Here is a 23,242-nt window from a genome sequence, read left to right as displayed (position 1 = left end):
GGCTCGGCCTAGCATACGGGCCTCATTTAATGGAGAACCGAAATGGCCAATTTGTTTCGTATCGCCGGCCTGACGACGGCCTTGCTGCTGGCAGGATGCCAAGCCGTGAACACCACCAGCGGCACCGCGGTGGGTGTCGAGCGCAAGCAATACATGTTCAGCATGCTGTCGACCCAAGAGGTCAATCAGATGTACGCGCAGTCCTACCAGCAGACGCTGAGCGAAGCGTCGAGCAAGGGCGTGCTGGACCAGAGCAGCGCCAATGCGAAGCGCCTGAACGGCATCGCCCAGCGGCTGATCGCCAAGGCGCCGCTGTTCCGCCCGGATGCCGCGCAATGGCAGTGGCAGGTCGCGCTGATCAAGAGCCCCGAGCTGAACGCCAGTTGCGGCCCCGGCGGCAAGATCATCTTCTACAGCGGCCTGATCGAGAAACTGCAACTGACCGACGACGAGATCGCCGCGGTCATGGGCCACGAGATCGCCCACGCCCTGCGCGAGCACAGCCGCGAGGCGATGTCCAAGGCCTACGGCATCGAGATGGCCAAGCAGGGCGCTGGTGCGCTGCTCGGCCTCGGCCAGGACAGCCTGGCGCTGGCCGACACCGTGGTGCAATACAGCCTGACCCTGCCGAACAGCCGCGGCAACGAGAACGAGGCGGACCTGATCGGCCTCGAGCTGGCCGCCCGCGCCGGCTACAACCCGAACGCCGCGATCAGCCTCTGGCAGAAGATGGCCAAGGCCAGCAATGGCGCGCCACCGGAGTTCATGAGCACCCACCCGTCGTCCAGTTCGCGGATCGCCTCCCTGCAGGCCGCGATTCCCAAGGTGATGCCGCTCTACGAGCAAGCCAAGGGCCGCTGATCGTGCGACCCCCCGGGTGCCGCTGTGGAATGGACAGCGGCCACCGGGCTGCTTGACTGCCCCGTCGAACCCTCGACGCGGCCTTTTCATCTGGCGCAAGGAGCTCCTGTGAAAATCGCCGTTATCGGAGCCACCGGCCTGCTCGGCCACCATGTGTCGCGTGCGGTGCGCGACGCCGGTCACGAGCTGGTGGTGGTGCATCGTTCCGCCTCGCGCATCGAGCGCCTCGAATACCTCGAGCCGGAATGCCGGGCTGCCGAACTGCTCGATCACCCGGCCCTGAGCCGGGCCCTGGAAGGGCTCGACGGGGCGATCTTCTGTGCCGGCCAGTACCCGCGCAGGCCGCGCCGCTGGCAGGAGGAGGTGGCGAGCGCGCTCGACCAGACCAACCATTTCTACGCCGCCTGCCTCAGTGCGCAGGTGCCGCGCATCCTTTATGTCGGTGCCTCCATCGCCTTGCCGCGTCATCCCGAAGGACTACCCGGACATGAGGGGTTGTTCTACGAAGGCATGCCGCGCTGGTGCAACCCTTACCTCCTGTGCAAGTGGGCGCTCGACGAGCAGGCCCGTGAACAGGCGCGCAACGGTCTGCCGGTGGTGATCGGCATTCCCGGCATGACCCTCGGCGCGTTCGATATCGGCCCGAGCACCGGTCGCCTCATCACCGCCATCGGTGACGGCACCATGCGCTACTACGTACCGGGCCGGCGCAACCTGATCGATGCCGCCGATGCCGGTCGTGGCCTGCTGCTGGCGCTGGAAAAGGGACGGGTTGGCGAGCGCTACCTGCTCACCGGGCAAAACATCGAGGTGGGTGAGTTGACCGCGCGGATCGCGGCGAAGCTGGGCGTGCCGGCGCCGAAACCGATGCCCCTGGCCTTGGCCAAAGGCATCGCCGCGCTGGGGCGGCTGCGCTACCGGCTGACCGGGCGCGAGCCGCAGTTGAACGACACCGCCATCGCGGTCATGGCCGGCGGGCAGTTCCTCGACGGCAGCAAGGCTCGCGAGGAGCTTGGTTTCGAAGCACGCATCCCGCTCGACGTGACCCTCGACCGGGCGATCGGTTGGTTTCGCGAGAACGGCTACCTCTGAGGGCCTGTTTACGATCTGCTGCGCGTCGGCCCTGCTGCGTTGAAAACCGGCCCGGCCTGTTTTCGGGGGGCCGCCGAGGCCTTGCATGGCTCTGGCCCGCGAGATCGTAAACAGGTTCTGTTAGGGTAGGGCGATCTCGGCGAACCGCCTGTTCTCCAGGCCAAGCTGCGCGCGGAAGCTCTCCATGTCGAACATGGTGCAGATTTCCTGGATTTCGTTGGCCGGGGTCAGCGTCCAGAACGCCATGGCGGAAATGCTCAGCACCTTGTCGCTCGGCGGGTAGCCCAGGGCGGGCTTCTCGATGGTGCCGATCAGGGTGCTCCAGGTGACCACCTTGTAGCCCTCGGCGATGCATTCCTCGACCACGACTTCCAGATCCGGCATGGCGCTGCGGATGTCCTGGACCATCTTGGCGTAGTCATTGCTGCCCAGCGGGTTGCCGATGAAGGCGCTTTTGTAGAGAAAGTCCTTGCTGTGCAATTGCTCGGCCAGGGCCAGGCGGCCCTTGTTCCAGGACAGATCGATATGGTGAAGGACGAGCTTCTTCCTGTCTTCCAGTGACATCGCCTACTACTCCTTTCTGGCGCGCAAAGTGCGCAACGTCTTGCGCACTTTAGCAGCCGGCCGGGACGCGACATTGGCCGAAATGCCAGTATGTCTGTCAGATCAGCCCACCCAGCGAAAGCGCTTGATAGCCCGCATAAAGGGCCAGGGCGGCGAAGGCTGCGGCGGCCAGGCGACGGATCAGCGTCAGCGGCAGGCGCTCGGCGGCGAAGTTGCCGGCCAGTACCACCGGCACGTTGGCGATCAGCATACCCAGCGTGGTGCCGAGGACCACCAGGATGAAATGCGGGTATTGGGCGGCCAGCATTACCGTGGCGACCTGGGTCTTGTCGCCCATCTCGGCGAGGAAGAAGGCGATCAAGGTGGTGAGGAAGGGGCCGTAGCGCTTCAGACTGGAGTCCTCGTCGTCGTCCAGCTTGTCCGGGATCAGGGTCCAGATCGCCACCGCGGCGAAGCAGCCGGCGAGAATCGCGCTGAGTATGGCGGCGGAGAAGAAGCTCGCGACCCAGGCGCCCACCGCGCCGGCGGCGAAATGATTGGCCAGGGTGGCGACGACGATTCCCCAGATGATGGGCCAGGGACGGCGGAAGCGCGCGGCGAGCAGCAGGGCGAGCAGTTGCGTCTTGTCGCCGATTTCGGCCAGGGCAACGATCAGGGTGGGGACGAACAGGGCTTCCATCAGGCTTCCTAAGGGGCGGGTCGACTTTTCTCTATGACACGTACTACCTGCCCGCCCCGGGTCAGGTGAACGTGTCATAGGTCTTGTCAAACCGCCGGCCCGACTGCGCGGACCTTGGGTCGCAGCCGCCATGGTCTGTGGACCAAGTGTGTTGACGGCTGCCGGGCGGGGGCATTCACGGTCGATGCACCCGCGGGAGACTACTCCCCTAGGACGGGGCGCATTGTGCCGAAGCGCTGCCCGACGGGCAAGCCAAAATTGTCCGGACAGTCGGGTTCAGCGCCGTAGGGCCAGGTAGATACGGAAGCCGCCGCCTTCGGCCAGGGTCCGGCAGGGACCCAGGTGCTGCTCGATCAGCGGCGGATACTTGAGGAAGCTGTTGGCCACCAGGCGCAGCTCGCCACCGGGGGTAAGATGCCGGACCGCCTGGCGCAGCAGGTGTTCGGTGGCCTGGTAGTCGGTGTGCACGCCCTGGTGGAACGGCGGATTGCTGAGGATCGCGGCCAGGCCCGACGGTGCGGCATCGATACCGTCGCCAGCGATCACTTCGGCATCCAGGCCATTGGCTGCGAGGGTCAGGCGGCTGCTGGCGACGGCGAAGGCATCCACGTCCAGCAGGGTCACGAGGTTCTGTGGATAACGCCGTTTCAGCACCGCGCCCAGCACGCCGGCGCCACAGCCGAAATCCAGCAGCGGGCCGCTCGGCAAGCCATCCAGGTGTTCGAGCAGCAGCGCGGTACCGCGATCCAGGCGGCCATGGCTGAACACGCCGGGCAGGCTGATCACGCTCAGTGGGCCATCGGCCAGGGACAGCTCGTAGCGTTGGGCGAGGCCATGCAGGTCGGGCGTGTCCGGTGCTCGCTCGACGGTGACTTGCCAGAGCTGGCAATGCCGCGCGCTGTCGAGTTTGCAAGGGATGCCATAGTCCGCCAGCCGCTTGGCCGCCCGCTCGATGCCGCCGCGCTTTTCTCCGACCAGGAACAGCTCGCGGCCGGCGAGGCGCGCGGCCAGGCTGTCCAGCAGATAGTCGGCCAGTTCGCGAGACTTCGGCAGGAACAGCACGGCGCGTTCGAACGCGCCTTCTGGTGGCGTCACGCCGAAGTGACTGCGTCCGGCGAAACGTGCGGTCAGCGCCGTCTGTTCCCCGGCGTGCCAGCTCCAGCCATGGGCGGCGGGCAGGTGGCCGAGCAGGTCGTCGGCCGGCAGGCCGGCCAGCAGCAGGTCGCCACCGAAATACTCCGGCTGGCGCAGCAATACTTCGCTTCGCGGGTCCATGGGCTCTCCTGGCCTGAAAAAACGCCGAAGCTTAGCCGACCAGGCGCCGTGGCGCACCGGCGAAATAGGCCGTGGCGTTCTCCGTCAGTTGGCCGACGATGCGCTGCCGCGCCTCGCGGCTGCCCCAGGCGCTGTGCGGGGTGACGATCAGGCGGGGGATATCTCCGGCGAGCAGGGGGTTGCCGTCCCTCGGCGGCTCCTGGGTCAGCACGTCGGTAGCAGCGCCGCCCAGATGGCCACGGCGCAGGGCATCGGCCAGTGCCTGCTCGTCGACCAGACCGCCACGGGCGGTATTGATCAGAAACGCATGGGGTTTCATCAGCGCCAGTTCGGCGGCGCCGATCAGGCCGCGGGTCTGCTCGGTCAGTGGGCAGTGCAGGGTCAGGGCATCGACTTGGGGCAGTAATTCGTCCAGCGGCAGACGGTCTTTCCGGGGCGGCCGGCCGGGCAACTGGCCGAGCAGCACGTGCATGCCGAAGGCTTCGGCCAGCCGGGCCACCGCGCCACCGAGTTCGCCGTGACCGAGCAGGCCGAGGGTCTTGCCCTCCAATTCGACGATGGGAAAGTCGAGCAGGCAGAACTGCGCGGCCTGTTGCCAGCGTCCGGCACGCACGGCCGTCTGGTAATCGGGCAGGCGGGTCGCCAGGGCGAGAAGCAGCATCAACGTGTGCTGGGCCACCGAGGGGGTGCCGTAGCCCTGGCAGTTGCTGACCACGATGCCCCGCTCGCTGGCGGCGACGAGATCGATGTTGTTGGTGCCGGTGGCGGCAACCAGGATCAGCTTCAGTTCCGGGCAGGCGGCCAGGGTTTCGGCATTCAGCGGCACCTTGTTGCTGATGGCCGCCTGGGCGCCTTGCAGGCGCTCGACGACTTCGTCGGGCGTGCTGCCCGGGTGCAGCACCAGTTCGTCGAAGACCTCGCGGAGCGGGGTGAGGTCGAGATCGCCGAGATCGAGGGAGGCGTGATCGAGGAAAACGGCGCGGCGGCTGTCGTGCATCGGCTGTACCTTTTTCGCGGTCAGGAGTATTAAGGTAGCGAGCCTAACAGACCCCTCTTGGAGAGTTCTTCATGTACTGGACGGAATTTCTCACCGTCGCTTTGATCCATCTTCTTGCGGTGGCCAGCCCTGGGCCGGACTTTGCCATCGTCGTGCGCGAGAGCGTCGCCCATGGCCGCCGCGCCGGTGTCTGGACCGCCCTGGGTGTCGGTACTGGCATCTTCGTCCATGTCGCCTATTCGCTGCTGGGGATCGGGCTGATCGTTTCCCAGTCCATCGTGTTGTTCAACGCCTTGAAGTGGGTCGCCGCGGCCTACCTGCTGTATATCGGCATCAAGGCCCTGCGCGCCCGTCCGGCCGATCCCGCTGCCGCCGAGTTGCAAGCGGGTGAGGCGGTCCGTTCGTTCCGCGGCGCGTTCGTCACCGGTTTCGTGACCAACGGCCTGAATCCCAAAGCCACGCTGTTCTTCCTCTCGCTGTTCACCGTGGTGATCGATCCGCACACGCCGCTGGCGATCCAGGGCGGCTATGGCGTCTACCTGGCCGGCGCGACGGCGCTGTGGTTCTGCATGGTCGCCTGGCTGTTCAGCCAGCAGCGGGTACGCGCCGGCTTCGCCTGCCTGGGACACTGGTTCGATCGGATGATGGGGGCGGTGCTGATCGGCCTTGGGGTCAAGCTGGCGTTCACCCAGATTCGCTGAGCGGGCCCCGAACCGCATTCACTGGCCGCCGCGCGCGGCCAGTTGCTTCTTCAGGATCGCCACGGCGGTGACGTCGTAAATCACCACGCACAGATGCTCGACCTCCCCCTTGGCACCCACCAGGGGGAGGAAGGTGACGTTCTGGTACATGAAGTCTTCGTGGCCGGTGATCGGCTGGTAGTTCTTGAAGTGCAGCAGGTAGGGGTGCTGTTCCCACAGACTGAAGGCGCGGGTGCCGAGTTGCAGAACGCTGTCCGCCTTGCGCCGGAACCAGGCTTCGTCCACTTCGCCGAACAGCTCGAACAGCGTCTTGCCGTAGACCTGGCTCGGCCCCATGCCCGAGTGGTTTTCCATGAAGCTGTTCCACACTTCGATCCGGTACTGGCGGTCCAGCACGATCACGCCGACGTCCAGGCACTGGACGATGTCGAGCAGCCAGTGGACTTCATCGATGTCGATCTGCGCAGCCATGGTCAGCCCATCAGGTAGTTGATCTTGTCGGTGAGGCGCGCCAGCGAATCCTCGGTGAACAGCAACAGCAGGTCGAAGTGGATGCTGTGACCTTCCAGGCTGTAGCTGATTTCCACCGCCAGGGTCTTCTTCCAGCGCGTGCGGTTGAGGTGGATCAGCCGCTCGATGGAGGCGTGCTGGCCGAGCAGTTGCGGGTGGCCCTGGGAGAAGCGCACGTCGATCTGCTCGGCGATGCCGGTCAGGCAGGCGCCGATCAGCAGGCTGGCCAGGTCCAAGAGCATTTCCGAGGTGTCGCGCTCGTCCTTCGGCTGCACGCCGAGCAGGCGCGCCATGTCGGCCACCTCGGAGTCGTGGAAGAGCAGCAGCGCTTCGCCGGCGATGGCATCGCCGATGAAGCCCTGGCACACCGCGCTGAGCCGTTCGCCGCGCTGGGCATCGGTCAGGGCCATGTGCAGTTCGCTGACCTCGAAGATGTTCACGTTGGGGATCGGCAGTTGCACGAATACCCCGAGCACCCGCGCCAACAGGGCAGCGGCGCGGCCCATGGCGATGTTGCTGACCTCGCGCAGGGCGTCGCGGAAGTTCACCGTCAGTACCGGTTCCGCTCGGGGCGGTGTCTGCGGGCTCTTTGCGGTGGAAGGGACGAGCAGACCGAGGCCGGTCAGGGTGCGGCGCAGGTCATCCGGGTCTGCTGGCTTTTTCAGGAAGGCCAGGGCGCCGAGATCACGTACCCGGCGAACGGCCTCCTCCTGCACGTCGCCGGAGACCACCACGACCTTGGCCTCCAGCCCTTCGTCGCGCAGGTGGGCGAGCACTTCGTAGCCATCCATCACCGGCATGGTCAGGTCGAGCAACACCACCTGGCCGAGTCCCTGGCGGATCGCCTGCAACGCTTCCTCGCCCTGGGTGGCCTGGGTGATGGACACCGGCCAATCCGCCGGTAGGGCGCGAATCAACTGCTTGCGCGCCATTGCGGAGTCATCGCAGACCAGGAGGGGAATCACGATCGAGGGCATCCCGTGGCTGGACAGAAGGCGCCGACGCGTGCCGGCTCTGTGAAAGCATAGACCGTCGGCCTGGAAGGGCCGTTCCGAACACGTATGGCGAAGGCCGTAGGCCGAGCGAGTGGGGCTATTCCGAGCTTCGCCAGCAGAGTTGGCTCCTACGAAAGCGGGGCCGGCGTGGGTGTCATTGTGGGAGCGGACTCATCCGCAAAGTGGGCTGCCAGACATTCGCGAATGAATTCGCCTCACAGGCCGGTCACCGCCTTTCGCGCAGCCAGTCGAGCATGCCCAGGCCGGCTGCGCGGCCGCTGGCGAAGCAGGCGGTGAGCAGGTAGCCGCCGGTGGGGGCTTCCCAGTCCAGCATTTCGCCGGCGCAGAACACACCGGGCAGGGCTCTCAGCATCAAATTCGAGTCAAGTGCCTCGAAGGGTACGCCGCCGGCGCTGCTGATGGCCTCGTCCAGCGGGCGCGGGCGCACCAAGCGTAAGGGTAGCGCCTTGATAGCGGCGGCGAGGCGGGTGTTGTCGGTGAAGGTCTCGGCGGGCGTCAGTTCGCGCAACAGCCCGGCCTTCACACCATCGATGCCGAGCTGGCTGTGCAGGTGCTTGGCCATGGAGCGCGATCCGCGTGGTCGGGCGAGGGCGGCTGCGATCTTGTCCGGGCTGTGCCGGGGCAGCAGATCGAGATGAAGGGTTGTGCTGCCCGTCTCGGCGATTCTCTGGCGAATCCGTGCCGACAGCGCATAGATCAGGCTGCCTTCGACGCCGGCGGCGGTGATTACGAATTCGCCTTGCCGCGGCTCCTCGTCATCCAGGCGTATTGCCACGTGCTTGAGCGGCGCCCCGGCGAACTTGTCGCGGAACAGTGGGCTCCAACCGGCGACCTCGAAGCCGCAGTTGGACGGTTGCAGCGGGGCGATGGCGACGCCTCGCTCTTCCAGCAGTGGCACCCAGGCGCCATCCGAACCCAGTCGCGCCCAGCTGCCGCCGCCGAGAGCGAGCAGCACGGCGTCGGCCCGCACGCTCCGCTCGCCGTTTGGCGTGGCCAGGCGCAGGTCGCCGTTGTCGTCCCAGCCCAGCCAGCGGTGGCGCGTGTGAAGGACGACACCGGCCTCGCGCAAGCGCTTGAGCCAGGCGCGCAGCAACGGCGCGGCCTTCATGTCGCGAGGAAAGACGCGTCCGGAACTGCCGACGAAGGTCTCGATGCCCAGGCAATGAATCCATTCGCGCAACGCGCCGGCGTCGAAGTCGGTGAGCAGCGGGGCGATGGCGTCGCGACGCTCCCCGTAGCGGGAGAGGAATGTCTCGGCGGCTTCCGAGTGGGTGATGTTCATGCCGCCGACACCGGCAAGGAGGAACTTGCGGCCCACCGACGGCATGGCGTCGTAGAGGGCCACCGGCAGGCCCGCCTGGCTGAGCACTTCCGCCGCCATCAGCCCGGCCGGGCCTCCACCGATGATGGCGATCTGCAGAGCGGAGGTATCGGTCATTGGCGCAGCCTGGTGTGGTGAACGTGACGCGCATTATAGGGGCTGTGGTCGCGACGGTCGCGGCACGCCAGTGCCTGGGCAGGGTGGTGTGTCCTATGAATTGACAAGCCTCGGATCTTGTCGATACTCATCAGTCGTCATATGACATTGGCAACAATAACAATAGGATTCTCGCCATGCCGCTGTGCCTACATGCCTTTTTGCGAAGGGATGCTTGCCATTCTTCCCATTTCTCTCACATCAGCGGATTCCCGGTGGATGGCTGATTCCATCATGGGTCAAGCCGATTTCTGACACTCCCCTGAAGCGCTCGTCCCGCTATGTGGCATTGGCGAAAGCTCGCGATGTTGCATGGCCGTGCAGAGCGTTCGCCTTCTCACTCAAAAAAGGGGTCATCCTATGACTCAATTGGAAACGCTCGATGACAACCAACCGGAAACCGGCCGCAGGCGCTTCCTGCGCCATTCCCTGCTCCTTAGCGCAGGCGCCGCGTTGGGCCTGCCGCGATTGGCCGATGCCGAGCCCCTGACCCAACGCTATCCGGACAGCCTGGTCGAAGTGCTCGACGACAGCTTCGCCCAGTACCGCCTGTTCAACGCCAGCGTGGAGCGCCTAGCCACCGGCATGCGCTGGGCCGAGGGGCCGGTCTGGGTGGGCGACGGGCGCTACCTGTTGGTGAGCGACATCCCGGAGAATCGCATCATGCGCTGGGACGAGATCAGTGGGACGTTCGACGTCTATCGCGCGCCGGCGAATCATTCGAACGGTCTGGCCCGGGACCGCCAGGGACGGCTGATCGTCTGCGAAGGCTCGACCACCAACGACCAGGGGCGGCGGGTTACGCGCACCGAGCATGACGGCAGCGTCACGGTGCTCGCCGACAACTTCGAGGGAAAACGCTTCAACTCGCCCAATGACCTCGCGGTGAAGCGTGACGGGTCGATCTGGTTCAGCGACCCGCCGTTTCAGACCGCCAACTTCTATGAAGGCCACAAGATCACGCCGGAGATGCCGGACGCGGTGTACCGGATCGACGGCGAGCGCGGCACGGTGACCCGCGTCATCGAAGGCATCTCCGGCCCGAACGGCCTGTGCTTTTCACCCGACGAGAAAGTGCTCTACGTGGTCGAGGGGCGAGCCAAGCCGAACCGTCTGGTCTGGGCCTATGAAGTGAAGGACGACGGCACCTTGGGCGACCGGCGCAAGCATATCGAGGCCGACGATCACGGGGCGCTGGACGGAATCAAGTGCGACGAGGACGGCAATCTCTGGTGCGGCTGGGGTACCAGCGACGCGAAGGCAGCCAAACCGGACGATCTCGATGGCGTGAAGGTGTTCAGCCCGCAAGGCAAGGCGATCGGCCATATCCGCTTGCCCGAGCGTTGCGCCAACTTGTGTTTCGGTGGCCGCCAGGGCAACCGGCTGTTCATGGCGAGCAGCCACTCGCTCTATGCGTTGTACGTCAACACGCGCGGCGCCACGTTCGTCTGAGCGAGGGCGGGGCGGCCACTGGGCTGCTCCGCTCTGCCTGGGCCGTGCTCTTGGCGCCGTTGTCGGACAATGGATGCGGGTCCCGGTTTCCCATGGTGATTTCGGTCCGTACCGGCAGCCGCTCCGGCGTCGGCCGGGCGCTATCGACGTTTCGGTAGCGCTTCGCAGGGAAGATGAGCAGCCGTATGAATAGTTGATGTGCGATGTGCCGCAGAGTTGAACAAGGTTCCGTACAGCCATTGAAAAATACCGCCCCTAGGGAGAAACCTCGCTCGACCAGGCCGCTGGGTCTGATTTCATGTCGATCAGGGAGTAGTCAATGAACAGAATGCATGCGATTGCGGTGGGGGTGATGCTGGCTTGTGGGGCCATGGGAGCCCAGGCGGCGGATATAGCCCGCGAAGCTGCCAAGACCGGTTGGGCCACTCAGAACGGTGGTACCCAGGGTGGCTCCGCTGCTGCGACGGCGGATGTCTACACCGTCAGCACCGCTGCGCAATTGCGCACGGCTTTGAAGGCCTCGGCAGGTAGCGGCGGTCGCATCATCCGGATTTCCGGGGTCATCGATGTCAGCGAAGGCAAGCCCTACACGACCACCGCCGAGATGAAGACCCGTGCTCGCCTGGATGTCCCGGCCAAGACGACCATCGTTGGCGTGGGAACCAACGCGGAGATCCGCGACGGCTTTTTCATGATCCGCGCCAACAACGTGATCATGCGCAACCTGACCATCGAAAACCCCTGGGACCCGGTTCCCGTGTGGGACCCGAACGACGGTTCGTCCGGCAAGTGGAACTCGGAAATCGATGGCGTCACCATCAGCGGCGCCAGCAATGTCTGGCTCGACCACATGACCTTCACCGACGGTCGGCGCACCGACGATCAGGCGGGCTCCGCCAACGGCCAACTGATCCAGCATCATGATGGTGCGCTGGATATCAACAAGGGGGCGAATTACATCACTGTTTCCTATTCAGTGTTCAAGCAGCACGAGAAGAACATCCTGATCGGTTCCAGCGACAGCGCGTCGAGTACCGACGCTGGCAAGCTGAAGGTCACCATCCACAACACCCTGTTCCAGGACTACAGCGAGCGCGGTCCCCGCGTGCGTTTCGGCCAGGTTCACACCTACAACAACTACCATACGGCCAGCCGCAGCTATCAGTACTACCGCTTCAGCTATGCGCAGGGCGTGGGTTACGAGTCGAAGATCCTGTCCGAGGCGAACGTCTTCGATATCCAGGGCGTGAAGAGCTGCATCGATATCGCCAAGGATTTCAAGGGTAAGGTCTTCCGCGACAACGGTTCCCTGCTGAACGGCGCGCCGCTGAGCTGCAGCTGGAACACTGCCATCGGCTGGACGCCGCCTTACACGGTCAACAAGCTGCAGGCGTCGGCGGTGATTTCCGATGTGCTGGCGAATGCCGGGGCCGGCAAGATTCAGTGATCGCCGCGCGTGCCTCTTCTTCGGCGAAGAGGCACGCGTACTGCGTGAGCGTCAGGCCAGGGGGCAGGCCAGTTGTACGTAGCGCAAGGCCCCGCAGCGCAGACAGTGCTGCTCGAGAACATCTTCATTGCCCAGCCTGCATGGTGTTCCGTCACTCCACAGGCAGTCGGAAACAAGACAGCGGAATGTCATCTCTTCCTCCCACCGCAGCCATGCTGCTCAGTCAGGTTAAGGGCGTGTCGGCCAAGCCGACCATTCGAGCGCCTTCATTGACTCTGACTCGGAGCCGCTTCGAACGGTTCCTGTTTGCCGATGAGGGGTAGGTCGCTGCGTATTCGACGATGTTGGCGGTTTTTGACTTCCGTTCGCTGCTAGCGTCGCCTGCTGGCCGACGAGCGGCCGGGTAGGCTAGAGCCCCCGGGCCCGCCAGACCTGATCGGCGCAGTGATGAAGAATGCCGTGGCGTCGGGCCAGGGCGGCACGGTCGGTGTCGTAGCCGCCGCCGATCACCCCCACCACCGGAATGTCCCGTCCGAGGCAATGATCGAGCACGGCGCGGTCGCGTGCCGCAAGGCCGGTGTCGGTGAGGGCGAGGTAGCCCAGGGCATCGTCCCGGTGCACGTCGACACCGGCGTCATAGAGCACGATATCCGGCTGGTAGAGCGGCAGCAGGTAGTTCAGCGCCTCGTCGACCACCTTCAGGTAGTCCGCATCGCCCATACCGCGCGGCAGGCCAATATCCCAGTCGCTGTCGGCCTTGCGCGCCGGGAAGTTCTGCTCGCAGTGCAGCGATACGGTGACGGCATCCGGTATGTCGGCAAGGATGCGGGCGGTGCCGTCGCCCTGGTGCACGTCGCAATCGAAGATCAACACGCGTCCGGCCCGGCCGCTTTCCAGCAGATAGCGGGCGATCACCGCCAGATCGTTGAAAATGCAGAAGCCGGCCGGGTGATCGTAATGGGCATGGTGGGTGCCGCCGGCCAGATGGCAGGCCAGTCCGTGTTGCAGGGCCTGTTCGGCTGCCAGCAACGAGCCGCCCACCGCACGCACGGTGCGCCGCGCCAGTTCCGGTGACCACGGCAGGCCGAGGCGGCGTAATTCCTCGCGGCCGAGGGCGCCGCTGCAATAGCGCTCGATGTAGACCGGGTCGTGGGCCAGGGCGAGGATCTCCACCGGGCAAAGTTCCGGACGCAACAGCGCCTCGTCGCGGGTCAAAGCCGTATCCACCAAGTGGTCGCGCAGCAGGCGGAACTTCTCCATCGGAAAACGATGCCCGGCCGGGAACGGCGGGCTGTAGTCGTCGTGATAGACGAGGGGTAGCGGCATAATGCGATCCGGCTGGGGACGATGCGCAGGCAAGAGTAACCCAGGCCCCTGTTCATGAGGCATCCATGGCTGACATCCTGACTTTGGAAACACCGCGCTTGTGGTTTCGTACCTGGTGCGACGAGGACCTCGACGCGCTGGCGGCGATCAGCGCCGACCCGGAGGTGATGCGCCATTTCCCGGCGCCCCTCGACCGTGACGAAACGGCGGCCATGCTGCGGCGTATCCGCGATCACTTCGCGGCCCATGGCTTCGGGCTCTGGGCACTGGAGCGCAAGGACGATGGCCGACTGATCGGATTCACCGGGCTCGGCTGGACCGGTTTCGACGCGCACTTCACCCCGGCCGTCGAGATCGGTTGGCGACTGGCCCGCGACCAGTGGAGGCAGGGTTTTGCTCGCGAAGCGGCGCTTGCTGCGCTGGCGGCGGGGTTCGAGCGGCTCGGATTCGCCGAGATCGTTTCCTTCACCGCATTGAGCAACCGGCGTTCGCAGCGGGTCATGCAGGCCATCGGCATGCGCCGCGATCCGGCCGATGACTTCGATCACCCGAAACTGGCGGAGGGCCATCCGTTGCGCCGTCACTTGTTGTACCGCCTGCGCCTGGACGAATGGCAGGAGCGTCACCTATGACCGACCTCGATGCCGTACGCGCCTACCATGCGCTGAGCAAGCACCAGCCCGAGCGTTTCGCGCCGGGGCCGGGCCGTCTCGATTGGGCAACCCAGCCGGCGCCGTTTCGCCGTTATGCCGGGGCGCGCCTGATCGAGCTGTGGCACCGTCCGCTGGAGGAGTCGCCGGCCTACGACGCGGTGTTCGCCGGCCCTTTGGGCAGTCCGATGCCGTTGAACCACGCCAGTCTGTCCCAATTGCTCTACGACAGCCTGGCGCTGTCGGCCTGGAAGGAGGCGGGCGGTAGCCGCTGGGCGCTGCGGGTCAATCCCTCGTCCGGCAACCTGCATCCCACCGAGGCCTATCTCATGCTGCCACCGGGTACGCTGGAGGAGCAGGGCCTGCTGGTGCACTACGCCGCCGACGCACATGTCCTGGAAGTGCGTGCCGAGTTGCCTTCTATCCTGAGTGATACGTTGCATACGGCGCTGCCGGCCGGTGGCTGCCTGCTGGCGCTGGCCAGCATCCCCTGGCGCGAGGCCTGGAAGTACGGCGAGCGTGCCTATCGTTACTGCCAGCACGATCTTGGCCATGCCCTGGCGGCCTTGGCCATCGCCGCCAGCGCGCTGGGCTGGCAGGTGCGCTTGTTGCGCGGCCTGGCCGAGGCCGGGCTGGATGCACCGTTCGGCCTCGATCGCGAGGGCTTCGCCGAGGCCGAGTACATCGACTGCCTGCTTTGGGTCGGCCCGGCTCAGACGACCGAGCCCGTCTTGTCCCAGGCATTGCTGGCCGGGTTGGCGACGCTGGAGCTGGATGGCCGTCCGAACCGGCTTTCCCGCCAGTATCGTGAGTGGCCCGAGTTGGCCCGTGTCCACCAACTGTGCCGCGCGCCAGCCTTGCCGCCGTTGAGCTGGGGGACGGCTCCCGGCTGCGCTTCGGCGGACAATCCCGGCCTGCCGCTGCGTCCCTTGTTGCACCGGCGCCGCAGCGCGCAAGCCATGGATGGGCGCGGCGGGATCGACGTCTCGCTGCTGCGTGCCTGGCTGGCTCGGCTATTGCCGGACCATTCGCCGGTGCCGTTCGCGGTGACCGGCGAACCCGCGCAGGTTGACCTGCTGTTGTTCGTCCACCGCGTTCAAGGCCTGGTGCCCGGTCTCTATTGGCTGAGCCGCAGCGGCCTGGGCCCGGAGACACTGGCCGAGGGGCTGCGCGAGGATTTCCTCTGGGAACAGGCGGACGATGCGTTGCCACTCTACCGCCTGCTGGAAGGCGATGCCCGTGGGCTGGCCGAGTTCCTTTCCTGCGGCCAGGACATCGCCAGCGACGGCTGTCTCGCCGTGGCCATGCTGGCGCGCTTCGATGAGGCGCTGGAGGCTGGCGCCTGGCGTTATCCGCAGCTGTATTGGGAGTGTGGGCAGATTGGCCAGCTTTTGTATCTGGAGGCCGAGGCAGCGGAGCTTTCCGGCACCGGTATCGGCTGCTTTTTCGACGAAGCGGTGCACGAACTGCTCGGGCTTGCCGACAGCCGCTGGCAAAGCCTTTACCATTTCACAGTAGGCCGAGCGGTATGGGATGAGCGCCTGAGCACCTCGCCGGCCTATCCTGAATTACGCCTGCCGCCCGCCTGAGGAGAAGTCAATGAGTCAAGTTCTGGACGATCTGGTCGCCCTGCTGAGCCTGGAACCCATCGAGGAAAACCTGTTCCGCGGGGTCAGCCAGGACCTGGGCTTCCGCCAGCTCTTCGGCGGCCAGGTGCTCGGCCAGTGCGTTTCCGCCGCCAGCCAGACGGTGGAGGAGGCGCGCCACGTACACTCCCTGCACGGCTACTTCCTGCGCCCCGGCGACGCGACCCTGCCGGTGGTCTACCAGGTCGACCGGGTGCGCGATGGCGGCAGCTTCAGCACCCGCAGGGTCACGGCCATCCAGAAGGGCAAGCCGATCTTCACCTGCAGCGCCTCCTTCCAGTACGACGAAGAGGGCTTCCATCACCAGCAGGCCGCCATGCCCGACGTTCCGGGGCCGGAGAACCTGAAATCGGAAACCGAGCTGGCGCGCTTGATTGCCGACCAGTTGCCGGAGCGCATGCGTGAGCGGGCGATCAGCGACAAGCCCATCGAGATCCGCCCGGTGACGGTCGCCAATCCCTTCGCCCCGGAGCCGGGCGAGCCGGTGAAGTACGTCTGGTTCCGTGCCGACGGCACGCTGCCGGACGAGCCGCAGTTGCACAAGTATCTGCTCGCCTATGCTTCCGACTTCAACCTGCTGACCACCTCGATGCTGCCCCACGGCGTCTCCGTGTGGCAGAAGTTCATGCAGGTCGCCAGTCTCGACCATGCGCTGTGGTTCCACGCCAACCTGCGCATGGACGATTGGCTGCTCTACGCCATGGACAGCCCCTGGGCCGGCAATGCCCGTGGCTTCTCGCGCGGCAGCATTTACAACCGCGCCGGGCAACTGGTCGCTTCGGTGGCCCAGGAGGGGCTGGTCCGTCTGCGCGAGGACTGGAAATGAGGCTGAGCGAGGCCCGCCACTGGGTCTTCGACATGGATGGCACCCTGACCATCGCCGTGCACGATTTCCCGGCCATCCGCCGGGCACTGGACATCCCGCCGGAGGACGACATCCTCCACCACCTCGCCGGCCTGCCGGCCGCGGAGGCAGCGGCGAAACGCGCCTGGCTGCTGGAGCACGAACGCGAGCTGGCCTACGCCGCCCAGCCGGCTCCGGGCGCCGTTGAGCTGGTGCGTGCCCTGTGCGAACGGGGCTGCCGCCTCGGCGTGCTGACCCGTAATGCCCATGAGCTGGCGCTGGTGACGCTGGAGGCCATCGGCCTCGGCGACTGCTTCGCCAGCGCCGACATCCTCGGCCGCGACGAGGCCCCGCCGAAGCCGCATCCGGGTGGCCTGCTGCATCTGGCCGAATGCTGGGGCGTGTCACCCGGCGAGCTGGTGATGGTCGGCGACTACCGCTTCGACCTCGAATGCGCCCGCGCGGCTGGGGCCTTCAGCGTGCTGGTGAATCTGCCGGAGAATCCCTGGCCGGAGCTGAGCGATGGGTTTGCGCGGGATTGTGGGGTGTTGAGGGGGATGTTGGTTGGGCTTTGAACCTTGGGTTGGTGCTTGGCCACTTGGCCCTCTCCCCAACCCTCTCCCATTCATGGGAGAGGGTTGGGGAGAGGGGCTTTCAGGGCTGCCAACCACCCTCCACACACAGGCGAATCCGTTCCAGTACCGCCTCGGTATCGCCCAACACCTCATGGTTCCCAAAGCGCAGTACGCGAAAGCCGCGTTCCTGGAAATACCGATCCCGAACCGCATCCGCGCTCGCCTGCAACTGGTGCTGCCTACCATCCAGTTCGATGATGAGAAACCGCCCCAGGCAAACGAAGTCGACGATGTAATGGCCCATCGGTTTCTGCCGTCGGAGCTTGAGCCCGAGGAAACGGTGGGCGCGCAGGTAATGCCAGAGGCGCTGCTCCGCATCGGTCATCCGGCTGCGGAGGTCTTTGGCGTGGGTGAGTGTCATCGAGCGATCCCTGCTTCGTGAAAGAACAGGGATTGTCGCTGCCTGGTCGAAAGATCGCTATGACGCTGGCCCTAAAGCCGCGCCGCCTTGAAGGTATCGCACCGCCCTGGCGCGCCGCTGTCGAAGCCGGTCCGGAACCAGCGCACGCGCTGTTCCGAGGTGCCGTGGGTAAAAGAGTCGGGCACCACGCGGCCGCGCGCCTGTTGTTGCAGGCGGTCGTCGCCGATGGCGGTGGCGGCGTTGAGAGCTTCTTCCAGGTCGCCAGGCTCCATCCAGTCCAGGCGCCGCTGGGCATGGTGGGCCCAGACGCCGGCCAGACAGTCGGCCTGGAGTTCCTGGCGGACCAGCAGGCCGTTGGCGCCCTCGACGTTTTCGCCGCGCTGGCGGGCCGCGTTGACCTTGGCGGAGACGCCGAGCAGCGTCTGCACGTGGTGCCCTACTTCATGGGCGATCACGTAGGCTTGGGCGAAATCGCCAGCGGCGGCGAAGCGTTGTTCCAGTTCGCGGAAGAACCCCAGGTCCAGGTAGACCTGGCGGTCGCCGGGACAATAGAACGGGCCGACTGCCGACGAGGCGAAGCCGCAGGCCGATTGCACGCCGCCGTCGAACAGCACCAGGCGGGGCTGCTGGTATTGGCCGCCGTTGGTGGCGAACAATTGGCCCCAGGTGTCTTCGGTGTCGCCGAGGATGGCGCGGACGAAATCCACCTGCGGGTCGTCGCCGGCTGGCCGGGTGCTCTGGCTGCTGACGGTCGCGCCTTGCTGACCGGCCAGTTGGCCAAGAATCTCCAGCGGGTTTTCGCCCAGCAGCAGGCTGATCACCACCACCGCGGCGATGCCGCCGAGGCTCAGACCGCCGCCGACGCGCATGCCGCGGCCGCTGCCGCGGGCATCCACCAGATTGTCGCTGCGACGTGCTTTTTGCCAGCGCATGGGGATTCCTCGAAAAAGTGACGGGTCAGGCGAGCAGGCTGGGATTCACCAGCAGCTCGGCCCGGGAAAGCAGTTGCACGGTGCCGCCGACGCGGACGCGATTGTCCGTGCCGACACGCAGGTCGATCCGGCTCGGTCGCCCGACGAACCGGCCCTGGTTGAGCACGAAAGGCTCGTCGCGCACGCAGCGCCTGTGCTCCACCAGATAGGCAGCCACCGGCCCGGCCGCGCTGCCGGTGGCGACGTCTTCGACCACGCCGAGCGGGTCCCAGGTCCGGCCTTCGAGGGCATCGACATCGAGCAGGTAGACGAAGGCGGCGCCGATGTCGGCGAGCAGGCGGTCGAGGTCAGCACGATTCTGCCGGGCGCGGATCAGCGCGGCGCCGTTCACCGGCAGCAGCAGGTAGGGCAATCCGGTGCTGACGACACAGACGGGGTAGCGGGCGTCGAGATCGCCGGCTGCGAGGGAAAAGGCTTCGGCATAGAGTCGCGCGTCTTCCCCGCTCAGGCGCACGCCCCACTCGGCTTCGCCCTGGTCCATCTCGGCGTAGAAGCCCTGGCCCTGGCGGCGGGTCCGTAACTCGACGGTCTTCATGCTGAGGCGCAGGCGCCAGTGGCCGTTGTCACCGGGCTCATGCAGGTAGTGCAGCAAGGCGGCGGCGCCGAGGATCGGGTGGCCGGCGAAAGGCAGCTCCTCCTCGACGGTGAAGATGCGTGCGGCGTACTCGCCGGCTACTTCGCCGGGCAGCAGGAACAGCGATTCGAACTGGCGCAGCTCCTGGGTCAGCGCCTGCATGGTCGCGGTGGAGAGGCCACGGGCATCGTCGAACACGGCGAGGCCGTTGCCGGTCAGCGGGCGCTCGGCGAAAACATCCATTTGCCAGTAGTGCATGACGATCCTAAAGGTATTCGAAGCGGTAAATGAGCGTTTCGCTCGGGTTCGGATGTGGTAGGGGACGCCAGATTCTCAGGGGTATTCGGCGAGAACCGGTTCACTGCCATCCCGGGCGACGCCGATCACCTGGTAGGTATCCTGGCGACCGTCCATTTCCATGCCGGGTGAGCCGGTGGGCATGCCCGGTACGGCGGCGCCAAGTAGGTCCGGCCGCTGACGCAGCTTGAGGATATCGGCGGCCGGTACGTGGCCTTCGACGAATTTGCCATCGATCACGGCGGTGTGGCACGACGCCAGGCGGTGCGGCACGCCGAGGCGGGATTTCACTGCGCTCATGTCCTGGTCGGCATGGTCGGTGACGCTGAAGCCGTTGGCTTCCAGATGATCGATCCACTTCTCGCAGCAGCTGCAACCAGCGGCACGGTAGACTTCGATGGCGATGGGCTCGGCGGCCTGGGCGGTGCCGGCGAAGAGGGCGGCGAGCAGAACGAGACGGCGCATGGGCATTCCTCCGGTCAAACGAGGGCCCAGCATAGCGCCATGTGAGCGGCCACCCAAGGTCGCATCGTCGCACCCCGGCGAGCGAACGAAATGGCACTTTGGCGGTCACTGCTAGATCGTCCCCGCCGCGTCGCGGGGCTCGCGCTCTTGGCCTGCACTCGAGCGAAGCCTGTTCGCATGGAGAGTATGGAAATGTTCTTTGCCCGCATCGTCCTGGCCATCCAGGCACTGGTCATGGGCGGTTTCGGTTTGGCCTACTGGCTCTGGCCCTACGAAATGGCCAACCTGAACGGCATGTTGCTGATGGAAACCGTTTCGGTGAGCAACATGCGTGTGTATTACGGCGGCCTGCAACTGGGCCTGGCGATCTTCCTGCTGTGGAGCATGCGTCGGCCGGAGCGGGCCAGCCCGGCGCTGGTGTTGCTGGTGCTGATCCAGCTCTCGCTGTCGCTGGCGCGCCTCGGGGCGTTGTGGCTGGATGGCGGTGCCCTGCAGAGCTTCGACCTGACCTCGCTGGTCTACAAGCTGGCCGCGGCCGGCCTGGCGCTGCTGGCGCTCTACCTGCTCGCCCGCCAGCGGCGCGCGGAGGCGGAGCGGGAGGCGGCCGACACGCTGGATGGCGCGGCCTTCGACAGCGACTTCGACGAGCCGCCCACGCCGCAGTTCAACGTGCGTGAGCTGCCGTTGGAGCGCGTGACACGGACGGACCTGGCCGAGACCTCGGAAGTCGAGCTCAGGCCCGGTCTGACGGATAACTGGAGCGAGCCGCGCAGCTAGTGCGGCGAAGAAAACGCTCCGCTCAGCGGCGTTCCAACAGGACGCCGCTTTCCATGTGGTGGGTGTAGGGGAACTGGTCGAACAGCGCGCAGCGCACGACGCGGTGGGTGTCGTGCAGTTGGGCGATGTTCTGCGCCAGGGTCTCCGGGTTGCAGGAGATGTACAGGATGCGCTCGAAGCGGCGGGTCAGCTCGCAGGTGTCCGGGTCCATGCCGGCGCGCGGCGGATCGACGAAGACGCTGCCGAAGGCGTAACTCTTCAGGTCGATGCCGGCGAGGCGGCGGAACGGGCGCACTTCGTTCAGGGCCTCGGTGAGTTCCTCGGCGGAGAGGCGCACCAGGGTCACGTTATCCACGGCATTGTCGGCCAGGTTGGCCAGGGCCGCGTTCACCGAGGTCTTGCTGATCTCGGTGGCCAGTACCTTGCGCACTCGGGTCGCTAGCGGCAGGGTGAAGTTACCGTTGCCGCAATAGAGTTCCAGCAGATCGTCGCTACGTTCGCCCAGTACCTCGTAGGCCCAGCCGAGCATTTTCTGGCACACCGCGCCGTTGGGTTGGGTGAAGGCGCCCTCGGGCTGGCGATAGCGGAAGCGACGCCCGGCCACATCCAGCTCCTCTTCCACGTAATCCCGTCCGATCACGATGCGCTGGCCGCGCGAGCGGCCGACCAGGCTGACGCCCAGTTCGGCCGCCAGCCGTTCGGCATCGGCTTGCCAGGCGGCGTCCAGCGGGCGGTGGTAGGCGAGGGTGATCAGCGCGTCGCCGGCCAGGGTGGTGAGGAATTCCACCTGGAACAGCTTGAACGACAGCGCGGCGCTGGCCTGCCAGCCGGCCTTCAGACGCGGCATCAGCTCGTTGATGCGACGGCTGGCGATGGGAAAGTCATCGATCAGCACCGGGGTGAACTTGTCGCCCGGCTCGAACATGGCGTAGTCGCGCTTCTCGCTGCCGCTTTCGCGCCAAAGACGGAATTCGGCACGCAGGCGGTAATGCTCGCGCGGCGAGTCGAAAACTTCCGGCTCGGGGGCGTCGAAGGGAGCCAACAGGTCGCGCAAGCGGGTGGTCTTGTCGGCGAGCTGGGCGGGGTAGGCGGCGGGGTCGAAATGCGGACGGCTCATGGAACACTCATCGAAACGGCGCGCGGGCAACGTGGCCCGCGCGCGGAAGGGATCAGGCGCTGAAGAAGCCCAGCTTGATCACGAACAGGATGGACAGGATCACCAGCGCCGGGTTCAGGTCTTTCCAGCGCCCGGCGAGCAGCTTGATGCCGGTCCAGGCGATGAAGCCGAAGGCGATGCCGTTGGCGATGGAGAAGGTCAGCGGCATGGCCAGGGCGGCGACTACCACGGGCGCGGCCACGGTGAGGTCGTCCCAGTCGATCTGCGCCAGGCTGCTCGTCATCAGCACGGCGACGAACAGCAGCGCCGGCGCGGTGGCATAGGCCGGCACGGCGCCGGCCAGCGGCGAGAAGAACAGACTGAGGAGGAACAGCAGGGCCACCACGCAGGCGGTCAGGCCGGTGCGGCCCCCGGCGCTGATGCCGGCGGCGGATTCGATGTAGCTGGTGGTGGTCGAGGTGCCCAGGGCGGCGCCAGCCATGGTGGCGGTGCTGTCGGCGAGCAGGGCGCGGCCGAGCTTGGGCATCTTGCCGTCCTTGTCCAGCAGGTCGGCTTTCTGCGCCACGCCCACCAGGGTGCCGGAGGTGTCGAACAGGTCGACGAAGAGGAAGGCGAAGATCACGCTGACCAGGCCGATGTCCAGCGCGCCTTTCAGGTCCAGCTGGAGCAGGGTCGGCATCAGCGACGGCGGCATCGACACCACGCCGTCGAGCCCGGACAGGCCGAGCACGATGGACAACCCGGTGACTACCAGAATGCCGATCATCACCGCGCCGGTGATGCGGCGGTAGGCCAGTGCGGCGATCAGGAAGAAGCCCAGGCAGGCCAGCAGCGGGCCGCCGGCGGCGAGGTTGCCGAGGCTGACCAGGGTGGCCGGGTGATCGACCACGATGCCGGCGTTCTTCAAGGCGATGATCGCCAGGAACAGGCCGATGCCGGCGGCGATGCCGGAGCGCAGGGCCAGCGGGATGCTGTTGATGATCCACTCGCGGATCTTGAAGATCGACAGCAGGAAGAAGATCGCGCCGGAGAGGAACACTGCGCCCAGGGCGGTCTGCCAGCTATAGCCCATGGTCAGGACTACTGTGTAGGTGAAGAAGGCGTTGAGTCCCATGCCGGGCGCCAGGGCGATCGGGTAGTTGGCCAGCAGGCCCATGATCGCCGAACCGATGGCCGCCGCCAGGCAGGTGGCGACGAATACCGCGCCCTTGTCCATGCCGGTTTCGGCGAGCATGTTGGGGTTGACGAAGAGAATGTAGGCCATGGTCAGGAAGGTGGTGATACCGGCCAGGACCTCGGTACGCACGGTGGTGTGGTGCGCCTTGAGTTGGAACAGCTTTTCCAGCATGGTGACTCCCCCATGGCGCAGTGCGCCGTAATGGACAGCATTAGGCTCTGTACGAAAAGTGCCTGCGCTCGGTGATGCGTCGTTAAAAATCGGTTCGGAATGCTCATTTACAACTCGTAAACTCCGCTTCCTCACCGAT

At 65.9% G+C, this 23,242-nt stretch carries 25 protein-coding genes and 1 riboswitch; of the genes, 10 read left to right on the top strand and 15 right to left on the bottom strand.

Translation table 11 applies throughout. From position 1 onward, the window contains the following. Positions 1-42 precede the first annotated feature (42 nt). Positions 43-861, top strand: a complete 819-nt coding sequence (locus BZL41_RS23415) for a M48 family metallopeptidase (RefSeq protein ID WP_084335479.1) — start codon at positions 43-45, stop codon at positions 859-861. A 108-nt stretch (positions 862-969) separates the two neighbouring features. Then, positions 970-1,953 (top strand): NAD-dependent epimerase/dehydratase family protein, encoded by a 984-nt coding sequence (locus BZL41_RS23410; RefSeq protein ID WP_095601479.1) that lies wholly within the window; start codon positions 970-972, stop codon positions 1,951-1,953. 120 nt (positions 1,954-2,073) lie between these two features. Here BZL41_RS23410 and BZL41_RS23405 read toward each other — a convergent pair whose 3' ends face one another. The 4 genes from BZL41_RS23405 to BZL41_RS23390 all read right to left on the bottom strand — a co-directional run bounded on the left by BZL41_RS23405 (position 2,074) and on the right by BZL41_RS23390 (position 5,468). Next, entirely contained in the window at positions 2,074-2,517 is a 444-nt protein-coding gene (locus BZL41_RS23405; RefSeq protein WP_095601478.1) for a ketosteroid isomerase-related protein, read from the bottom strand. Between the two features lie 97 nt (positions 2,518-2,614). Then, the gene (locus BZL41_RS23400; protein WP_168191062.1) at positions 2,615-3,196 is read right to left on the bottom strand and encodes a TMEM165/GDT1 family protein; all 582 of its coding nucleotides are present in this window, start codon (positions 3,194-3,196) and stop codon (positions 2,615-2,617) included. 76 nt (positions 3,197-3,272) lie between these two features. Then, positions 3,273-3,417, bottom strand: a riboswitch (yybP-ykoY riboswitch). A 55-nt stretch (positions 3,418-3,472) separates the two neighbouring features. Further along, positions 3,473-4,471 (bottom strand): class I SAM-dependent methyltransferase, encoded by a 999-nt coding sequence (locus BZL41_RS23395; RefSeq protein ID WP_095601477.1) that lies wholly within the window; start codon positions 4,469-4,471, stop codon positions 3,473-3,475. 31 nt (positions 4,472-4,502) lie between these two features. After that, on the bottom strand, positions 4,503-5,468 hold the full coding sequence (locus BZL41_RS23390) for a 2-hydroxyacid dehydrogenase (protein ID WP_095601476.1): 966 nt from the start codon (positions 5,466-5,468) through the stop codon (positions 4,503-4,505). A gap of 71 nt (positions 5,469-5,539) precedes the next feature. Between BZL41_RS23390 and BZL41_RS23385 the strand changes: the two genes are divergently transcribed. Continuing rightward, entirely contained in the window at positions 5,540-6,169 is a 630-nt protein-coding gene (locus BZL41_RS23385; RefSeq protein ID WP_095601475.1) for a LysE family translocator, read from the top strand. 18 nt (positions 6,170-6,187) lie between these two features. Here BZL41_RS23385 and BZL41_RS23380 read toward each other — a convergent pair whose 3' ends face one another. The 3 genes from BZL41_RS23380 to BZL41_RS23370 form a co-directional block, all read right to left on the bottom strand. Beyond that, on the bottom strand, positions 6,188-6,640 hold the full coding sequence (locus BZL41_RS23380; RefSeq protein ID WP_095601474.1) for a PAS domain-containing protein: 453 nt from the start codon (positions 6,638-6,640) through the stop codon (positions 6,188-6,190). Positions 6,641-6,642: 2 nt separating this feature from the next. Next, the gene (locus BZL41_RS23375; RefSeq protein ID WP_095601531.1) at positions 6,643-7,644 is read right to left on the bottom strand and encodes a response regulator; all 1,002 of its coding nucleotides are present in this window, start codon (positions 7,642-7,644) and stop codon (positions 6,643-6,645) included. 256 nt (positions 7,645-7,900) lie between these two features. Next, a complete protein-coding gene (locus BZL41_RS23370; protein WP_095601473.1) occupies positions 7,901-9,133 on the bottom strand; it encodes a TIGR03862 family flavoprotein in 1,233 nt (410 codons plus the stop codon). A 399-nt stretch (positions 9,134-9,532) separates the two neighbouring features. Here BZL41_RS23370 and BZL41_RS23365 point away from each other — a divergent pair, with 399 nt between their 5' ends. Beyond that, positions 9,533-10,624 (top strand): SMP-30/gluconolactonase/LRE family protein, encoded by a 1,092-nt coding sequence (locus tag BZL41_RS23365; RefSeq protein ID WP_095601472.1) that lies wholly within the window; start codon positions 9,533-9,535, stop codon positions 10,622-10,624. 328 nt (positions 10,625-10,952) lie between these two features. Next, complete coding sequence (locus tag BZL41_RS23360) at positions 10,953-12,071, top strand: polysaccharide lyase family 1 protein (RefSeq protein ID WP_095601471.1); 1,119 nt, start codon at positions 10,953-10,955, stop codon at positions 12,069-12,071. 51 nt (positions 12,072-12,122) lie between these two features. Here BZL41_RS23360 and BZL41_RS29300 read toward each other — a convergent pair whose 3' ends face one another. Both BZL41_RS29300 and BZL41_RS23355 read right to left on the bottom strand, forming a co-directional pair. Then, a complete protein-coding gene (locus BZL41_RS29300) occupies positions 12,123-12,263 on the bottom strand; it encodes a PSPA7_2676 family Cys-rich small protein (protein ID WP_143518150.1) in 141 nt (46 codons plus the stop codon). Between the two features lie 216 nt (positions 12,264-12,479). Continuing rightward, positions 12,480-13,397: a histone deacetylase gene (locus BZL41_RS23355; RefSeq protein ID WP_095601470.1), complete on the bottom strand. Its 918-nt coding sequence runs from the start codon at positions 13,395-13,397 to the stop codon at positions 12,480-12,482. Positions 13,398-13,462: 65 nt separating this feature from the next. Between BZL41_RS23355 and BZL41_RS23350 the strand changes: the two genes are divergently transcribed. The 4 genes from BZL41_RS23350 to BZL41_RS23335 are packed head-to-tail and all read left to right on the top strand — an operon-like array spanning position 13,463 to position 17,112. Continuing rightward, a complete protein-coding gene (locus BZL41_RS23350) occupies positions 13,463-14,029 on the top strand; it encodes a GNAT family N-acetyltransferase (RefSeq protein ID WP_095601469.1) in 567 nt (188 codons plus the stop codon). Continuing rightward, the gene (locus tag BZL41_RS23345) at positions 14,026-15,636 is read left to right on the top strand and encodes a nitroreductase family protein (RefSeq protein ID WP_095601468.1); all 1,611 of its coding nucleotides are present in this window, start codon (positions 14,026-14,028) and stop codon (positions 15,634-15,636) included. Before BZL41_RS23350 ends, BZL41_RS23345 begins: the two co-directional genes overlap by 4 nt. Before the next feature lie 10 nt (positions 15,637-15,646). After that, positions 15,647-16,519 (top strand): acyl-CoA thioesterase II, encoded by an 873-nt coding sequence (tesB, locus tag BZL41_RS23340; protein ID WP_095601467.1) that lies wholly within the window; start codon positions 15,647-15,649, stop codon positions 16,517-16,519. Next, positions 16,516-17,112: an HAD family hydrolase gene (locus tag BZL41_RS23335; protein ID WP_095601466.1), complete on the top strand. Its 597-nt coding sequence runs from the start codon at positions 16,516-16,518 to the stop codon at positions 17,110-17,112. Before tesB ends, BZL41_RS23335 begins: the two co-directional genes overlap by 4 nt. Before the next feature lie 79 nt (positions 17,113-17,191). On the opposite strand, the gene BZL41_RS23330 is transcribed toward BZL41_RS23335, so the two are convergent. The 4 genes from BZL41_RS23330 to BZL41_RS23315 form a co-directional block, all read right to left on the bottom strand. Beyond that, complete coding sequence (locus BZL41_RS23330) at positions 17,192-17,533, bottom strand: endonuclease domain-containing protein (RefSeq protein ID WP_095601465.1); 342 nt, start codon at positions 17,531-17,533, stop codon at positions 17,192-17,194. A 71-nt stretch (positions 17,534-17,604) separates the two neighbouring features. Beyond that, the gene (locus BZL41_RS23325) at positions 17,605-18,465 is read right to left on the bottom strand and encodes a neutral zinc metallopeptidase (protein WP_095601464.1); all 861 of its coding nucleotides are present in this window, start codon (positions 18,463-18,465) and stop codon (positions 17,605-17,607) included. 25 nt (positions 18,466-18,490) lie between these two features. Further along, positions 18,491-19,363 carry a PhzF family phenazine biosynthesis protein gene (locus BZL41_RS23320; RefSeq protein ID WP_256578235.1) on the bottom strand — a complete coding sequence of 291 codons (873 nt, stop codon included), beginning with the start codon at positions 19,361-19,363 and terminating at the stop codon, positions 18,491-18,493. Positions 19,364-19,432: 69 nt separating this feature from the next. After that, positions 19,433-19,861: a DUF411 domain-containing protein gene (locus tag BZL41_RS23315; protein WP_095601462.1), complete on the bottom strand. Its 429-nt coding sequence runs from the start codon at positions 19,859-19,861 to the stop codon at positions 19,433-19,435. A gap of 192 nt (positions 19,862-20,053) precedes the next feature. On the opposite strand from BZL41_RS23315, the gene BZL41_RS23310 reads away from it, so the two are divergent. Continuing rightward, positions 20,054-20,638, top strand: coding sequence for a DUF4345 domain-containing protein (locus BZL41_RS23310; protein ID WP_095601530.1), 585 nt, complete (start codon positions 20,054-20,056; stop codon positions 20,636-20,638). Between the two features lie 22 nt (positions 20,639-20,660). Here BZL41_RS23310 and trmA read toward each other — a convergent pair whose 3' ends face one another. After that, entirely contained in the window at positions 20,661-21,755 is a 1,095-nt protein-coding gene (gene trmA, locus BZL41_RS23305) for a tRNA (uridine(54)-C5)-methyltransferase TrmA (RefSeq protein ID WP_095601461.1), read from the bottom strand. A 52-nt stretch (positions 21,756-21,807) separates the two neighbouring features. Next, a complete protein-coding gene (locus tag BZL41_RS23300) occupies positions 21,808-23,103 on the bottom strand; it encodes an NCS2 family permease (protein ID WP_095601460.1) in 1,296 nt (431 codons plus the stop codon). Positions 23,104-23,242: the final 139 nt, after the last annotated feature.

The sequence above is a fragment of the Pseudomonas sp. PIC25 genome (assembly GCF_002286785.1).
GTDB lineage: Bacteria > Pseudomonadota > Gammaproteobacteria > Pseudomonadales > Pseudomonadaceae > Pseudomonas_M.
The sequence above is the reverse complement of the archived record's forward strand: the minus strand, read 5'-3'. Positions and strand labels throughout refer to the sequence as shown.

Bases quoted from the DNA above. Each gene is read 5' to 3' on its own strand.
- BZL41_RS23415 (WP_084335479.1), top strand. From the start codon at position 43: ATGGCCAATTTGTTTCGTATCGCCGGCCTGACGACGGCCTTGCTGCTG.
- BZL41_RS23405 (WP_095601478.1), bottom strand. From the start codon at position 2,517: ATGTCACTGGAAGACAGGAAGAAGCTCGTCCTTCACCATATCGATCTG.
- BZL41_RS23400 (WP_168191062.1), bottom strand. From the start codon at position 3,196: ATGGAAGCCCTGTTCGTCCCCACCCTGATCGTTGCCCTGGCCGAAATC.
- BZL41_RS23395 (WP_095601477.1), bottom strand. From the start codon at position 4,471: ATGGACCCGCGAAGCGAAGTATTGCTGCGCCAGCCGGAGTATTTCGGT.
- BZL41_RS23390 (WP_095601476.1), bottom strand. From the start codon at position 5,468: ATGCACGACAGCCGCCGCGCCGTTTTCCTCGATCACGCCTCCCTCGAT.
- BZL41_RS23385 (WP_095601475.1), top strand. From the start codon at position 5,540: ATGTACTGGACGGAATTTCTCACCGTCGCTTTGATCCATCTTCTTGCG.
- BZL41_RS23380 (WP_095601474.1), bottom strand. From the start codon at position 6,640: ATGGCTGCGCAGATCGACATCGATGAAGTCCACTGGCTGCTCGACATC.
- BZL41_RS23370 (WP_095601473.1), bottom strand. From the start codon at position 9,133: ATGACCGATACCTCCGCTCTGCAGATCGCCATCATCGGTGGAGGCCCG.
- BZL41_RS23365 (WP_095601472.1), top strand. From the start codon at position 9,533: ATGACTCAATTGGAAACGCTCGATGACAACCAACCGGAAACCGGCCGC.
- BZL41_RS23360 (WP_095601471.1), top strand. From the start codon at position 10,953: ATGCATGCGATTGCGGTGGGGGTGATGCTGGCTTGTGGGGCCATGGGA.
- BZL41_RS29300 (WP_143518150.1), bottom strand. From the start codon at position 12,263: ATGACATTCCGCTGTCTTGTTTCCGACTGCCTGTGGAGTGACGGAACA.
- BZL41_RS23355 (WP_095601470.1), bottom strand. From the start codon at position 13,397: ATGCCGCTACCCCTCGTCTATCACGACGACTACAGCCCGCCGTTCCCG.
- BZL41_RS23350 (WP_095601469.1), top strand. From the start codon at position 13,463: ATGGCTGACATCCTGACTTTGGAAACACCGCGCTTGTGGTTTCGTACC.
- BZL41_RS23345 (WP_095601468.1), top strand. From the start codon at position 14,026: ATGACCGACCTCGATGCCGTACGCGCCTACCATGCGCTGAGCAAGCAC.
- tesB (WP_095601467.1), top strand. From the start codon at position 15,647: ATGAGTCAAGTTCTGGACGATCTGGTCGCCCTGCTGAGCCTGGAACCC.
- BZL41_RS23335 (WP_095601466.1), top strand. From the start codon at position 16,516: ATGAGGCTGAGCGAGGCCCGCCACTGGGTCTTCGACATGGATGGCACC.
- BZL41_RS23330 (WP_095601465.1), bottom strand. From the start codon at position 17,533: ATGACACTCACCCACGCCAAAGACCTCCGCAGCCGGATGACCGATGCG.
- BZL41_RS23325 (WP_095601464.1), bottom strand. From the start codon at position 18,465: ATGCGCTGGCAAAAAGCACGTCGCAGCGACAATCTGGTGGATGCCCGC.
- BZL41_RS23315 (WP_095601462.1), bottom strand. From the start codon at position 19,861: ATGCGCCGTCTCGTTCTGCTCGCCGCCCTCTTCGCCGGCACCGCCCAG.
- BZL41_RS23310 (WP_095601530.1), top strand. From the start codon at position 20,054: ATGTTCTTTGCCCGCATCGTCCTGGCCATCCAGGCACTGGTCATGGGC.
- trmA (WP_095601461.1), bottom strand. From the start codon at position 21,755: ATGAGCCGTCCGCATTTCGACCCCGCCGCCTACCCCGCCCAGCTCGCC.
- BZL41_RS23300 (WP_095601460.1), bottom strand. From the start codon at position 23,103: ATGCTGGAAAAGCTGTTCCAACTCAAGGCGCACCACACCACCGTGCGT.